General features: G+C 70.7%; 10 protein-coding genes. 9 read left to right on the plus strand and 1 reads right to left on the minus strand.

The annotated features are described in order from the left end of the window. The first annotated feature begins 160 nt into the window (after positions 1 to 160). Entirely contained in the window at positions 161 to 766 is a 606-nt protein-coding gene (locus tag OGL88_RS07090) for an ANTAR domain-containing response regulator (RefSeq protein WP_022905562.1), read from the plus strand. 275 nt (positions 767 to 1,041) lie between these two features. Then, positions 1,042 to 1,512, plus strand: coding sequence for a GNAT family N-acetyltransferase (locus OGL88_RS07095; protein ID WP_263090824.1), 471 nt, complete (start codon positions 1,042 to 1,044; stop codon positions 1,510 to 1,512). 7 nt (positions 1,513 to 1,519) lie between these two features. On the opposite strand, the gene OGL88_RS07100 is transcribed toward OGL88_RS07095, so the two are convergent. Beyond that, the gene (locus OGL88_RS07100) at positions 1,520 to 1,888 is read right to left on the minus strand and encodes a PaaI family thioesterase (protein WP_111084165.1); all 369 of its coding nucleotides are present in this window, start codon (positions 1,886 to 1,888) and stop codon (positions 1,520 to 1,522) included. A 127-nt stretch (positions 1,889 to 2,015) separates the two neighbouring features. On the opposite strand from OGL88_RS07100, the gene polA reads away from it, so the two are divergent. The 7 genes from polA (at position 2,016) to OGL88_RS07135 (ending at position 12,631) form a co-directional block, all read left to right on the plus strand. Further along, the gene (gene polA, locus OGL88_RS07105; RefSeq protein WP_263090825.1) at positions 2,016 to 4,658 is read left to right on the plus strand and encodes a DNA polymerase I; all 2,643 of its coding nucleotides are present in this window, start codon (positions 2,016 to 2,018) and stop codon (positions 4,656 to 4,658) included. A gap of 117 nt (positions 4,659 to 4,775) precedes the next feature. After that, positions 4,776 to 6,455, plus strand: a complete 1,680-nt coding sequence (locus OGL88_RS07110; protein ID WP_263090827.1) for a DUF885 domain-containing protein — start codon at positions 4,776 to 4,778, stop codon at positions 6,453 to 6,455. A gap of 160 nt (positions 6,456 to 6,615) precedes the next feature. Next, the gene (gene rpsA, locus OGL88_RS07115; RefSeq protein WP_263090830.1) at positions 6,616 to 8,094 is read left to right on the plus strand and encodes a 30S ribosomal protein S1; all 1,479 of its coding nucleotides are present in this window, start codon (positions 6,616 to 6,618) and stop codon (positions 8,092 to 8,094) included. Positions 8,095 to 8,186: 92 nt separating this feature from the next. Further along, positions 8,187 to 8,789 (plus strand): dephospho-CoA kinase, encoded by a 603-nt coding sequence (gene coaE, locus OGL88_RS07120; RefSeq protein ID WP_263090832.1) that lies wholly within the window; start codon positions 8,187 to 8,189, stop codon positions 8,787 to 8,789. Then, entirely contained in the window at positions 8,786 to 9,829 is a 1,044-nt protein-coding gene (locus OGL88_RS07125; RefSeq protein ID WP_263090833.1) for a BPSS1187 family protein, read from the plus strand. Before coaE ends, OGL88_RS07125 begins: the two co-directional genes overlap by 4 nt. Before the next feature lie 22 nt (positions 9,830 to 9,851). After that, entirely contained in the window at positions 9,852 to 11,402 is a 1,551-nt protein-coding gene (locus tag OGL88_RS07130) for a class I adenylate-forming enzyme family protein (RefSeq protein WP_263090834.1), read from the plus strand. Next, complete coding sequence (locus OGL88_RS07135; RefSeq protein ID WP_263090835.1) at positions 11,399 to 12,631, plus strand: acyltransferase; 1,233 nt, start codon at positions 11,399 to 11,401, stop codon at positions 12,629 to 12,631. The genes OGL88_RS07130 and OGL88_RS07135 overlap by 4 nt, the downstream gene beginning before the upstream one ends. Positions 12,632 to 12,731: the final 100 nt, after the last annotated feature.

Here is a 12,731-nt window from a genome sequence, read left to right on the forward strand (position 1 = left end):
GCGGGGCTGATCCGGTACCGCGTCCCGCCACTCGTACAAGGCAGGCTCACGGCGTGCGGGGCTGTTCCGGTACCGCGTCCCGCCACTCGTACAACGCTTTCTGGCAGCCTGAGCCGTGTGCTGACATGAAGCACTTCTGACGTCTAGTAGGCTTGCGGCTGTGAGTGACACAGAAGCAACTGCAACAGCACCCCGTCGCGTCGTCGTCGCCGAGGACGAGTCGCTCATCCGCCTCGACATCGTCGAGATCCTCCGCGACAACGGGTTCGACGTGGTCGGCGAGGCCGGCGACGGCGAGACCGCCGTGCAGCTCGCCACCGACCTCCGTCCCGACCTCGTCGTGATGGACGTCAAGATGCCCCAGCTCGACGGCATCTCCGCAGCCGAGAAGCTGTCCAAGAACCACATCGCTCCGGTGGTCCTCCTCACGGCGTTCAGCCAGAAGGACCTCGTCGAGCGTGCGACCGAGGCCGGCGCGCTTGCCTACGTGGTCAAGCCGTTCACCCCGAACGACCTGCTCCCCGCGATCGAGATCGCCCTCTCGCGGCACCAGCAGATCATCACGCTCGAGGCCGAGGTCGCCGACCTGGTCGAGCGCTTCGAGACCCGCAAGCTCGTCGACCGCGCCAAGGGCCTGCTCAACGAGAAGATGGGCCTCACCGAGCCCGAGGCGTTCCGCTGGATCCAGAAGGCCTCGATGGACCGCCGCCTGACCATGCACGACGTCGCCAAGGCGATCATCGAGCAGCTCAGCGCCAAGAAGTAGTACCACCCGTCGCTCACGCCAGCGCCGTCGGACCCCGGTCCGGCGGCGCTGCTGCGTTCCCGGGCGCGTGGGGCACTCGGTGCGTGTGCATGTTGCGACACGGCACCGGTCGATCGACGCGTGTCCTGTCGCAGTGTGCAGACGCATCCTCTGCGTGTGCATGTCGCGACAAGCCACCGGTTGATCGACGCGTGCTCTGTCGAAGTGTGCGGACGCATGCGCTCGTGGGGACGGCGGTCGGGGCGGTGGTGGCGACCACCTGGCAGGCTGGAGCCGTGGACGACGTGGTGATCCGGGCCTCCCGGCCTGACGACATGCCGGCGGTGGCCGACCTGCGGTGGCGGTGGAGCGTCGGCGAGGGCGGCGCCGAGCCGGCCGCGTCGCCGGACGACTACCGCGCGGTGATGACGGCCTTCGCCCTCGAGCACCCGGACACGCACCGCTGCGTGGTCGCGGAGCGCGACGGTGCGGTGCTCGGGATGGCGTGGCTCGGACTCGTCGCCCGGCCGCCGACCCCGGACCGGCCAGGCCGACGCCTGACCGCCGACGTGCAGACCGTCTACGTGCACCCCGACCTGCGCCGGCTCGGCGTCGCCGGACGACTCGTCACCGCACTGCTCGACATCGCGGACGACCTCGGCGTCGAGCGGACCTCGGTGCACTCGAGCGTCGACGGGGAGCGGCTCTACCGACGGCTCGGCTTCGGCGACGCACGGCTGCTGCTGCAGCGTCCGCCCGAGGACTGACGACGGGTCAGCGTGCCTCGCGGATGAGGTTGGTGATGCGGACGGTGGAGCAGCGGCGCCCCTGGTCGTCGGTGAGCACGATCTCGTGCGTGGTGAGCGTGTTGCCGAGGTGGATCGCGGTGCAGACACCGGTGACGGTGCCGGACGTGGCGCTCCGGGTGTGCGATGCGTTGAGCTCGATGCCGACGGCGTAGCGGCCCTCGCCGGCGTGCACGTTGGCGGCCATCGAACCGAGGCTCTCGGCCAGGACGACGTAGGCGCCCCCGTGCAGCAGGCCGACGGGCTGCCGGTTGCCCTCGACCGGGATGCTGCCGACGGCGCGGTCGGCCGACATCTCGGTGATGACCATGCCCATCTTGTCGGCCAGCTCACCCATCCCGCGGGCCGCGAGGCGCTCGTCGACGTTCCCGGTGATGGTGGCTTCGTCGGTCACGCGCTCGAACTCCCGTGTCGGATGGCGTCGGTAGGCTGTCCGGGTGTCGGACTCCGCAAAGCCTACCCTCATGGTCATCGACGGCCACTCGCTCGCCTTCCGGGCCTTCTACGCGCTGCCGGTCGACAGTTTCGTGAACCGCGACGGGCAGCACACGAACGCCATCCACGGCTTCATCTCGATGCTGCTCATGCTCCTGCAGCGCGAGAAGCCGACGCACCTGGCGGTGGCGTTCGACATCTCCCGGTTCTCGTTCCGCACCCGTGAGTACGAGGCGTACAAGGGCACCCGCTCCGAGACCCCGGCCGAGTTCAAGGGGCAGATCCCGCTGCTGCAGCAGGCGCTCGAGGCGATGGGCATCACCACCGTGACGAAGGAGGACTACGAGGCCGACGACATCCTCGCGACCCTGTCGTCCCAGGGTGCTGCGCAGGGCTACCAGGTGTACGTCGTCTCCGGCGACCGCGACGCGATCCAGCTCGTCAACGACGACGTGACGCTGCTCTACCCGTCGGTCCGTGGCGTCTCCGAGCTCACCCGGTACGACCGCGACAAGGTGTACGAGCGCTACGGCATCGAGCCGCACCAGTACCCGGACATCGCCGCGCTCGTCGGCGAGACCAGCGACAACCTGATCGGCATCGACAAGGTCGGCGAGAAGACCGCGGTCAAGTGGGTCACGCAGTACGGCTCGCTCGAGGGGGTCCTCGAGCACGCCGACGAGATCAAGGGCGTCGTCGGCAACAACCTGCGCGAGCAGCAGGACCGTGCGGTCCGGAACCGCAGACTCAACCGCCTGGTCACCGACGTCGAGCTGCCCGTCGGTCCGGCCGACGTCGCGCTCCGTCCCCTCGACGAGACCGCCGTGCGCGAGCTGTTCGCCAAGCTGCAGTTCCGCACACTGCTCGACCGCGTCTTCAAGGTCGCCGGCTCCGGCGAACCGTCCGAGCAGCCAGCCGAGGGTGGGGTGATGGACGGCGCCGCGACCCCGCCGTCGGTGAAGACGCTGATCGACGAAGAACTCGGGTACTGGCTCGAGCGCCGCAACGCGTCCGAGGCGGCGAACGGCTACGGCGTCGCGGTCGAGGTCATCGACGGCCGACTCAGCACCATCGGCATCGCCACGCACGACGACGCCGTTCAGGTGCCCGGTGGCAGCGGCGCGAAGGACTACGAGCAGCTGGCGGCGTGGTTCGCCTCCGACGCCCCGAAGCACTTCCACGACGCCAAGACCGCGATCAAGGTGCTCGCGACCGCTGGCTTCGTCGTGAACGGCATCGCCGGCGACGCGCGCATCACGGGGTGGCTCGCCCAGCCCGGCAAGCAGGGGCAGCCGCTGGCCGATCTCGTCTACCAGGAGCTCGGCGAAGAGCTCCCCACCGCCGACCCGAACCAGCTCGTGCCGGAGACCGACCCGGTCAACGTCGGCGTGCACGCGTGGTTCGTCCTGCGGGTCACCACGGCGCTCCGTGCCCGGATCGACGAGTCGTCGCTCAAGGTCCTCGACGACATCGAGCTCCCGCTGGTGTCGGTGCTCGCGAGCATGGAGACGATCGGTGTCGGCATCGACCGCCCGGTGCTCACTGGGCTGTCGAAGGAACTGGGGGAGCGAGCGGCCGACCTGGCACAGCAGGCGTTCGCCGAGATCGGGCACGAGGTGAACCTCGGGTCCCCGAAGCAGCTGCAGGAAGTGCTGTTCACCGAGCTCGCGATGCCGAAGACCCGCAAGACGAAGACCGGGTTCTCGACCGACGCCGCGAGCCTGGCCGACCTGCAGGAGCAGCACCCGCATCCGTTCCTCGGCCTGCTGCTGCAGCACCGCGACGCCACGAAGCTCCGCCAGATCGTCGACACGCTCGACGCGGCGATCATTGACGGGCGCATCCACACCCGGTACGAGCAGACGGGCAGCAGCACCGGCCGCATCTCGTCGACCGACCCGAACCTGCAGAACATCCCGGTGAAGACCGCGGTCGGGCGCCGGGTCCGGTCGGCGTTCGCCGTCGCCGAGCCGTACACGACGCTCATCACGGCCGACTACTCGCAGATCGAGATGCGCATCATGGCGCACCTGTCCGGCGACCCCGGTCTCATCCAGGCCTTCAACGAGGGCGAGGACCTGCACCGCTTCGTCGGCGCCCGGGTGTTCGGCGTCGAGCCGGCCGAGGTCTCCGCCGAGATGCGCACCAAGGTCAAGGCGATGTCGTACGGCCTTGCCTACGGGCTGAGCGCGTTCGGGCTGTCGAAGCAGCTCCGCATCGAGCAGTCCGAGGCCCGGACGCTCATGACCGAGTACTTCGCCCGGTTCGGCGCCGTGCGCGACTACCTGCGCAACGTCGTCGAGCAGGCGCGCGAGGACGGCTACACCGAGACGATCTTCGGTCGTCGCCGGCCGTTCCCGGACCTGAAGAGCCCGAACCGCGTGCTGCGCGAGAACGCCGAGCGGGCTGCGCTGAACGCGCCGATCCAGGGGTCGGCGGCCGACATCATGAAGATCGCGATGCTCGGTGTCGACGAGGACCTGCGCAGCGGCGGACTCGAGTCGCACCTGCTGCTCCAGGTGCACGACGAGCTCATCCTCGAGGTCGCGCCCGGCGAGCAGGACCGCGTCGAGGAGATCCTGCGCACCCGGATGGGCAATGCCGCCGAACTCACCGTGCCGCTCGACGTCTCGGTCGGTCTCGGTGCGAACTGGGAGAGCGCGGCGCACTGACCGCGGGTCGCGAGGCGACCACAGGACGGACGGGAGGCCCGGTGCCAGCTGGCACCGGGCCTCCCGTCCGATGCGCGCCCGGCCGACGGCACCTGCCGACGTGGGTAGGGTCGGAGCATGAGCGAAGAGCGTCCCGTCCGCCAGCAGACCGCCGTCGACCACGTGGCCGAGGGATGGGTCGCCACCCTCGTCGACCTCGACCCGACGACGGCCACGTACATCGGTGTGCCGGGTCGCACGGGGGAGTACGGCGACACCTCGCCCGCCGGCGCGGCCGCCCTGGCCGACGCGGCGCGGGCCACGAAGCACGCGCTCGACGCCGCTGCGGCGGCGGACCCCGTCGACGAGGTCACGAAGGCGGACCTCGGCGCCGAACTCGACCTGGTGCAGGAGTCGTACGCGCGGAAGCTGCACCTCCGCGACCTCAACGTGATCGCGAGCCCGGCCCAGTCCGTCCGCGAGATCATCGACCTGATGCCGACGGCGACCGAGTCGGACTGGCGCGACGTCGCCAGCCGACTGCACGCGCTGCCGGACGCGCTCGAGGGCATCCGCGAGACCCTGCTCGAGGGCACGCGCGAGGACGTCACCCCGGCGAAGCGGCAGGTCGCCCTGGTCGCGGAGCAGGCCGCCCGCAACGGTGCCGAGGACGGCTTCTTCCGCCGGCTCGCCGAGGGTGCGGCGTTCGACGACGGCGCTCCCGTGCCGGACTCGCTCCGTGCCGAGCTGACCCGCGGGGCCGAGGTCGCGTCGGCCGCGTACCGGAGCCTCGGGCAGTTCCTCGAGCACGAGCTGCTGCCGCTCGCCACCCCGGTCGACGCCGTCGGGCGCGAGGCCTACGAACTGCACTCCCGCCGGTTCCTCGGCGCCGTCGTCGACCTCGACGAGACGTACGAGTGGGGCCTCGAGGAACTCGCCCGCATGCGTGACGAGCAGGAGCGGATCGCGGACCGGATCGAGCCGGGTGCGAGCGTCGCCCGGGCGATCGAGGTGCTGGACACCGACCCGTCGCGGATCCTGCACGGCACGGACGCCCTGCAGCGCTGGATGCAGGAGACGAGCGACGCCTCCGTCGCGGCGATGGCCGGCACGTACTTCGACATCCCGGACCCGATCCGCCGGCTGGAGTGCCGCATCGCCCCGACGCAGGAGGGCGGGATCTACTACAGCGGGCCGTCCGACGACTTCTCGCGCGCTGGCCGGATGTGGTGGTCGGTGCCCGAGGGCGTGACCGAGTTCGGCACCTGGCGCGAGAAGACGACCGTCTACCACGAGGGCGTCCCCGGTCACCACCTGCAGATCAGCCAGGGCGTCTACAACCGCGGTGAGCTCAACACGTGGCGCCGCCAGCTGTCCGGCTCGTCCGGACACGTCGAGGGCTGGGCGCTCTACGCCGAGCGCCTGATGGAGCAGCTCGGGTTCCTCGACGACGACGGCGACCGGCTGGGCATGCTCGACGGCCAGCGCATGCGTGCCGCCCGCGTGGTGCTCGACATCGGCGTGCACCTGCAGAAGACCAACCCGGACGGCGGCGGCTGGACGTGGGAGTACGCCCTCGACTTCATGCGCGAGAACGTGAACATGGACGACGCGTTCGTGCAGTTCGAGGTCGCGCGGTACTTCGGGTGGCCCGGACAGGCGCCCTCGTACAAGGTGGGCCAGCGCGTGTGGGAGTCGATCCGCGACGAGGTCGCTGCCCGCGAAGGCGCCGACTTCGACCTGAAGTCGTTCCACCGTCGTGCGCTCGCCCTCGGCAGCATCGGTCTCGACACGCTGCGGAGCGCGCTGCTCGGCTGACGCGCGGGCGACACGCCCGGTTGTGGGGGCTCCGCCGGTGCGGTTAGACTTGTGCGGCGCAATCCGCGTCACACAATCAATCGCCACGGCGGTGCACCACGGGGGTCTCGACTCCTCGCCCGCCACGGCCCGACTCATGTCCGTTCGGAGCAATCTCTACATGACAACCACTACGACCAAGGCTCCTAAGCAGGTCGCCATCAACGACATCGGTTCGGCTGATGACTTCCTGGCCGAGGTCGAGAAGACCCTGAAGTTCTTCAACGACGGTGATCTCATCTCCGGCACCGTCGTGAAGATCGACCGCGACGAGGTCCTCCTCGACGTCGGTTACAAGACCGAGGGCGTCATCCCCTCGCGCGAGCTCTCGATCAAGCACGACGTCGACCCCAACGAGGTCGTCGAGGTCGGCGACGAGGTCGAGGCCCTGGTCCTCCAGAAGGAGGACAAGGAAGGCCGCCTCATCCTGTCCAAGAAGCGTGCGCAGTACGAGCGCGCATGGGGCGACGTCGAGAAGATCAAGGAGTCCGACGGCGTCGTGACCGGCACGGTCATCGAGGTCGTCAAGGGTGGCCTGATCGTCGACATCGGTCTCCGCGGCTTCCTCCCCGCCTCGCTCATCGAGCTCCGTCGCGTCCGCGACCTCACGCCGTACCTCGGCCAGGAGATCGAGGCGAAGATCCTCGAGCTCGACAAGAACCGCAACAACGTGGTCCTGTCGCGCCGTGCGCTCCTCGAGCAGACGCAGTCCGAGTCCCGGACCACGTTCCTCAACAACCTGCACAAGGGCCAGGTCCGCAAGGGCATCGTGTCCTCGATCGTCAACTTCGGTGCGTTCGTGGACCTCGGCGGCGTCGACGGTCTCGTCCACGTCTCCGAGCTCAGCTGGAAGCACATCGAGCACGCCAGCGAGGTCGTCGAGGTCGGTCAGGAAGTCACCGTCGAGATCCTCGAGGTCGACCTGGACCGTGAGCGCGTGTCGCTCTCGCTCAAGGCGACGCAGGAGGACCCGTGGCAGGTCTTCGCCCGCACCCACGCGATCGGTCAGATCGCACCGGGCAAGGTCACGAAGCTCGTCCCGTTCGGTGCTTTCGTCCGCGTTGCCGACGGCATCGAGGGCCTGGTGCACATCTCCGAGCTCTCGAACAAGCACGTCGAGCTCGCCGAGCAGGTCGTCTCGGTCAACGACGAGGTCTTCGTCAAGATCATCGACATCGACCTCGACCGTCGCCGCATCTCGCTCAGCCTCAAGCAGGCGAACGAGGGCGTGGACCCCGAGGGCACCGAGTTCGACCCGGCGCTCTACGGCATGCCGACCGAGTACGACGACAAGGGTGACTACAAGTACCCGGACGGCTTCGACCCGGAGACGAACGAGTGGCTCGAGGGCTACGACACCCAGCGCACCGAGTGGGAGGGCCAGTACGCGGCCGCCCAGGGTCGTTGGGAAGCCCACAAGGCGCAGGTCGCGAAGACCATCGCCGACGAGGAAAAGGGTGGCTTCGACCTCCCGGCCGGCGCATCGACGTCGTCCGCTTCCTCTTCGTCGTCGTTCTCGAGCGAGACCGGTGGCGCAAGCCCCCTCGCCGACGACGCTTCGCTGGCGGCGCTCCGCGAGAAGCTCAGCTCGACCAACTGATCGAGCGAGTCGCACTGACCGGAAGCCCGGCATCCCCCGAGGGGGTGCCGGGCTTCCGGCGTTTCGACGCTGCGGGTCGTTAGCCTGTCGCAGTGCGCATCATCGGTCTCACGGGCGGCATCGCCGCGGGCAAGTCGACGGTCTCCAGGCGTTGGGCGGAGCACGGCGGCGTCGTCGTCGACGCCGACCGGCTGGCGCGGGACGCCGTCGCACCCGGCAGCCCCGGGCTCGCACAGGTCGCCGAGCGGTTCGGCTCCTCGGTGATCGCGGCCGACGGTTCGCTCGACCGTCCCGCGCTCGGAGCGATCGTGTTCTCCGACCCCGCGGCACGCAAGGACCTCGAGGCGATCACCCACCCCGAGGTCTGGTGGCTCGCCCAGCGTGCCTTCGACGCGGCTGAGGCCGCCGACCCGGACACCGTCGTCGTGTACGACGTGCCCCTGCTCGCCGAGGCCCGAGGATCCCGCCCGCTGCGGTTCGATGCGGTCGTGGTCGTCGACGCCCCCGCTGCGCAGCGCATCGAGCGGCTGGTGGAGCACCGTGCCATGGAACGCGACGAGGCCGAGCGCCGGGTGGCCGCTCAGGCGAGTGACGCCGACCGACTCGCCCTCGCCGACCACGTCGTCGACGCGACGGGCACACTCGACCAGACGATCCGATCCGCCGACGAGGTGTGGTTGCGGATCACCTCGTGAAGCACCGGTTGCTGCTCGTGCTCGCCGCGATCGTGCTCGTCGCGATCGGCGGCGGCGCGCTGGTCGCGGCGAACCTCCTCGGTGCGCAGCGCATCGAGGACGAGGGACGCGTCCCGACGATCGACCGCTCGCACGCCGCCGCGCCGCCATCGGGCGACGGGCGCGGACCCGAGGGGGAGTTCCACCGGTTCCGGCTCGGCACCGTGAGCGGCGAACGGCTCACCCCGAACCGCGACGACTTCGCCGCCCGCACCTCGGCAGGCGGCCCCCTGCTGCTGTTCCTGCCCGCCACGAGGTCCCGCCCGGCGGAGTACCAGCGGTTCCTCGGGCAGGCCCTCGCCGACGGGTACCACGTGCTCGGGCTGGACTACTGGAACCTCGGACGCACCCTCTCCGGCACGTGCGAGGCCGACGCCGGCTGCTACGGCATGGTGCAGCGCAACCGGTTCGACGGCACCCGCCAGTCCGAGTTCAGCTCGGTGACGCCCGCCGGGTCGATCGTGTCGCGCTTCCGTGACGCGGTGGCCTACCTCGACGACCACGACCCCGACGGCGGGTGGGGCCGCTTCGTGCAGGGCGACGACGACATCGCCTGGCGGGACATCGTCGTGGCCGGACACTCGCAGGGCGGCGGCGAGGCGGCGTACATCGCGCACATCCGGTCCGTCCGCGGCGCACTGATGTTCTCGTCGCCCGTCGAGTCACGGGGTCCGGCGCACGCGGCGTGGATGAACCGGCCCGGCAAGACCCCCGTCGCCCGGATGTACGCCGTCGACGACGTCCGCGACGCCTTCGGTCCGCGGATCACCGGGTCGTGGCGAGTGCTCGGGTACGACGGCGTCGACGGCCCCTTCCGGACGGACACCGATCCACCGCCCGCCGACGCGGACCCGCACGCGATCCTGACCGACGTCCGGGGCCGGGGGAAGGCGCACTCGTTCATCATCAAGGACTCCACGCCGCTCGGACCGGACGGGGACCCCCGGATGACCGCGCTCTGGCAGTGGATGCTGCACCGGTTCCCCTCTGACGGCTCATAGGCTCGCGCAATAGCCTCTGCTGGTGCAGCCCGTCGACGGAGAACCCGACCTGCGCTCGCTCATCCGCGACCGCGCGGCGGAGATCCCCGAGCGCCCCTACCTGGAGGACGCGCGTTCCGCGCGCGTCCTGACATACCGAGCGCTCGAGGACGCCGTGACCGCCTGGTCCGCGACGTTCGACGCGATCGGCGTGCCCGCCTCCGGAGCCGTCCTCGTCGACGTCGGCGACCCCCTCGCGTTCGCCGTGGTGCACCTGACCGCCGTGGCGACCGGGCGCCGTGCCGTCCCGGTCGACACCGGACAGCCGGCGACCGAGCCGGCCCGTCTCGCCGACCTGATCGGCGGGGCCTCGATCGTGGTGTCGGACCGCGCCGTGGACGGGACCGTCCCCGGGGTGCCCGCCAGCGGGATCGACGCGGCCACGTTCCTCCCGGCCGCCGTCCGTGACGGAGACGTCCCCACGCAGAGTCCGGACGCACCGGGCGAGGGGTCGGTGGTGCTCTTCACCTCCGGCTCGACCGGCGCTCCGAAGGGCGTCGAGCTGCCGGAGTCGCAACTGCTGTTCGTCGCGCGGGCGGTCGCGCGGCACAACGGGCTGACGGGCCGCGACCGCGGGTTCAACTCGCTGCCGCTGTTCCACGTCAACGCCGAGGTCGTCGGCCTGCTGGCGACGCTCGTCGCCGGTGCGACGCTCGTGCTCGACGTGCGCTTCCGGCGGACCGGGTTCTGGGAACTGCTCGCCGAGCGGCGCATCACCTGGCTGAACGCGGTGCCGGCGATCCTCGCCGTGCTCGCGAAGACCGGGCCACTGGACTTCCCGGAGGGCCTCCGGTTCGTCCGGAGCGCTTCGGCACCGCTGCCGGACCCGGTGCGCAGCGCACTCGGGGACGTCCCGCTCGTCGTGAGCTGGGGGATGACCGAAGGCGCGTCGCAGATCACCGCGACACCGCTGGACGCGCCTGCTCGCCCCGGGACCGTCGGCGTGCCCGTCGGATCCGAGGTGCAGGCACGCGACGAGGACGGCGCAGCCCTGCCCGCCGACGAGGTCGGTGCGCTGTGGGTGCGCGGCCCGGGGATCGTCGAGCGCTACCTGTTCGGGCGCGCATCCGACCGCTTCGACGCCGACGGCTGGCTGAGCACCGGCGACGTGGGGTCCGTCGCTGCGGACGGCTGGGTCTCGCTCGCGGGACGCTCCGACGACGTCATCAACCGTGGCGGCGAGAAGGTCTACCCCTCCGAGGTCGAGGACGTCCTGCTCGGCGACCCCCGGGTGCTCGAGGCCGTGGTGGTCGGGCGGCCGGACGACGTGCTCGGGGCCGTCCCGGTGGCGTACGTGATCGTGGAGCAGGACGCAGCGGACGAAGCCGAGGCAGCGGACGACGCCGGCGCGGTCGCCGCTGCTGCGGCCCCGGTCGACGCCGCTGGGCTCGTCGCCGACCTGACCGCGCGCGCCGAGGCCCACCTGACCCGCTTCCGCCGCCCCGTCGAGATCATCGTCGTCCCCGACCTGCCGCGCGCGCCCACCGGCAAGGTGCAGCGGGCGAAGGTGCGGACGATGGCGCAGCCGTCGTGACCGGCGCCCTGCCGCAGCCGCAGGCCCAGGCCCAGGCGCAGTCCCAGCCGCAGCCACAGGGCCAGCCGCAGCAGCCACAGGTCCAGACCCCGACCCGCACCGCGGCGGGCAAGCCACGCCACCTGTACGAGGTCGACGTCCTCCGGATCCTGACCTTCGCCTGCGTCATCGGCGTGCACACCACCAGCCACACGGCCGCGTCCGACGACGTCGGCCTGAACGCGCTGCTCGCCCTGCTGCACTTCACCCGGCTCGTCTTCTTCTCGCTGACGGCGTTCGTGCTCGTCTACAGCTACACACTGCGGCCGCGGCCGATGGCGCAGTTCTGGCCGAAGCGGTTCCTGCTCGTCGGGGTGCCGTACCTGGCGTGGTCGGTCGTGTACGTCGGTTCGAGCTGGCTCGTCAGCAGCACGCGTCGGGGCGACGTGCCCGACCTGGTGCGCACTCTCGCCGAGGGCATCGTCACCGGCTCGTCCTGGTACCACCTGTACTTCCTGCTCGTGACCATGCAGGTGTACCTGCTGCTGCCGGTCATCGTGTGGCTGGTCCGGAAGACCCGGGGGCACCACGTCACGACGCTCGTCGTCGCGCTGATCGTGCAGCTCGTCGTGTTCGCCGGGTACAAGTACTTCCCGGCGAGCGATGCCTGGTTGCACGGCTACCAGAAGCAGTTCTTCTTCTCGTACGTGTTCTTCATCGTCTCCGGGGCGATCGCCGCCGACCACGCCGACGCGTTCCTCCGGTTCATCCGGGTGCACCGCCGGGCCGTGCTCTGGGCCTTCGCCGGCGTCGGCGCGCTGACGCTCGGCGTCTGGGCGCTCCAGGTCGCCCTCGGCCAGTCGCTCTACGCCGCCGGGACACCACTGCAGCCGATCGAGGCCGTGTGGAGCACCGCGGTGTTCGTCGGCTTCCTGGCGATCGGTGCGCGCTGGGCGGACCGTCGGCGCCCCGGCAGCCCGGCCGCGCGCTTCGTGGACTACGCCTCGGACCGGTCGTTCGGGATCTTCCTGAGTCACCCGTTCCTGATCTGGATCCTGCTGTACGGCGACAGCTGGCTCGAGGCCGTGGTGCCGCGTCCGTGGCTGACGCTCGTCACGTACCTGCTCGTGGTGGTGCTGTCCGTGGCGGTCACCGAGGCGTTCCGGTGGACGCCGCTGAGCGTGCCGCTCACCGGCCGGCCGTCGCTCGCGTCCCGCGCCCAGCGTCGGGCGCGCGGCCCGCAGCGCTGACCCGCGCACCCCGGGCGTCCCTGGTCGGTTCTCCCGACCAGGGACGCCCGTTCCTGCTTGCTGTGCGCGGCGTCGGACGCGCTGCGAGGCTGTGGACGCG

It is taken from the genome of Curtobacterium sp. RIT-PI-V (genome assembly GCF_025642935.1).
In the GTDB taxonomy this organism is placed as follows: domain Bacteria; phylum Actinomycetota; class Actinomycetes; order Actinomycetales; family Microbacteriaceae; genus Curtobacterium.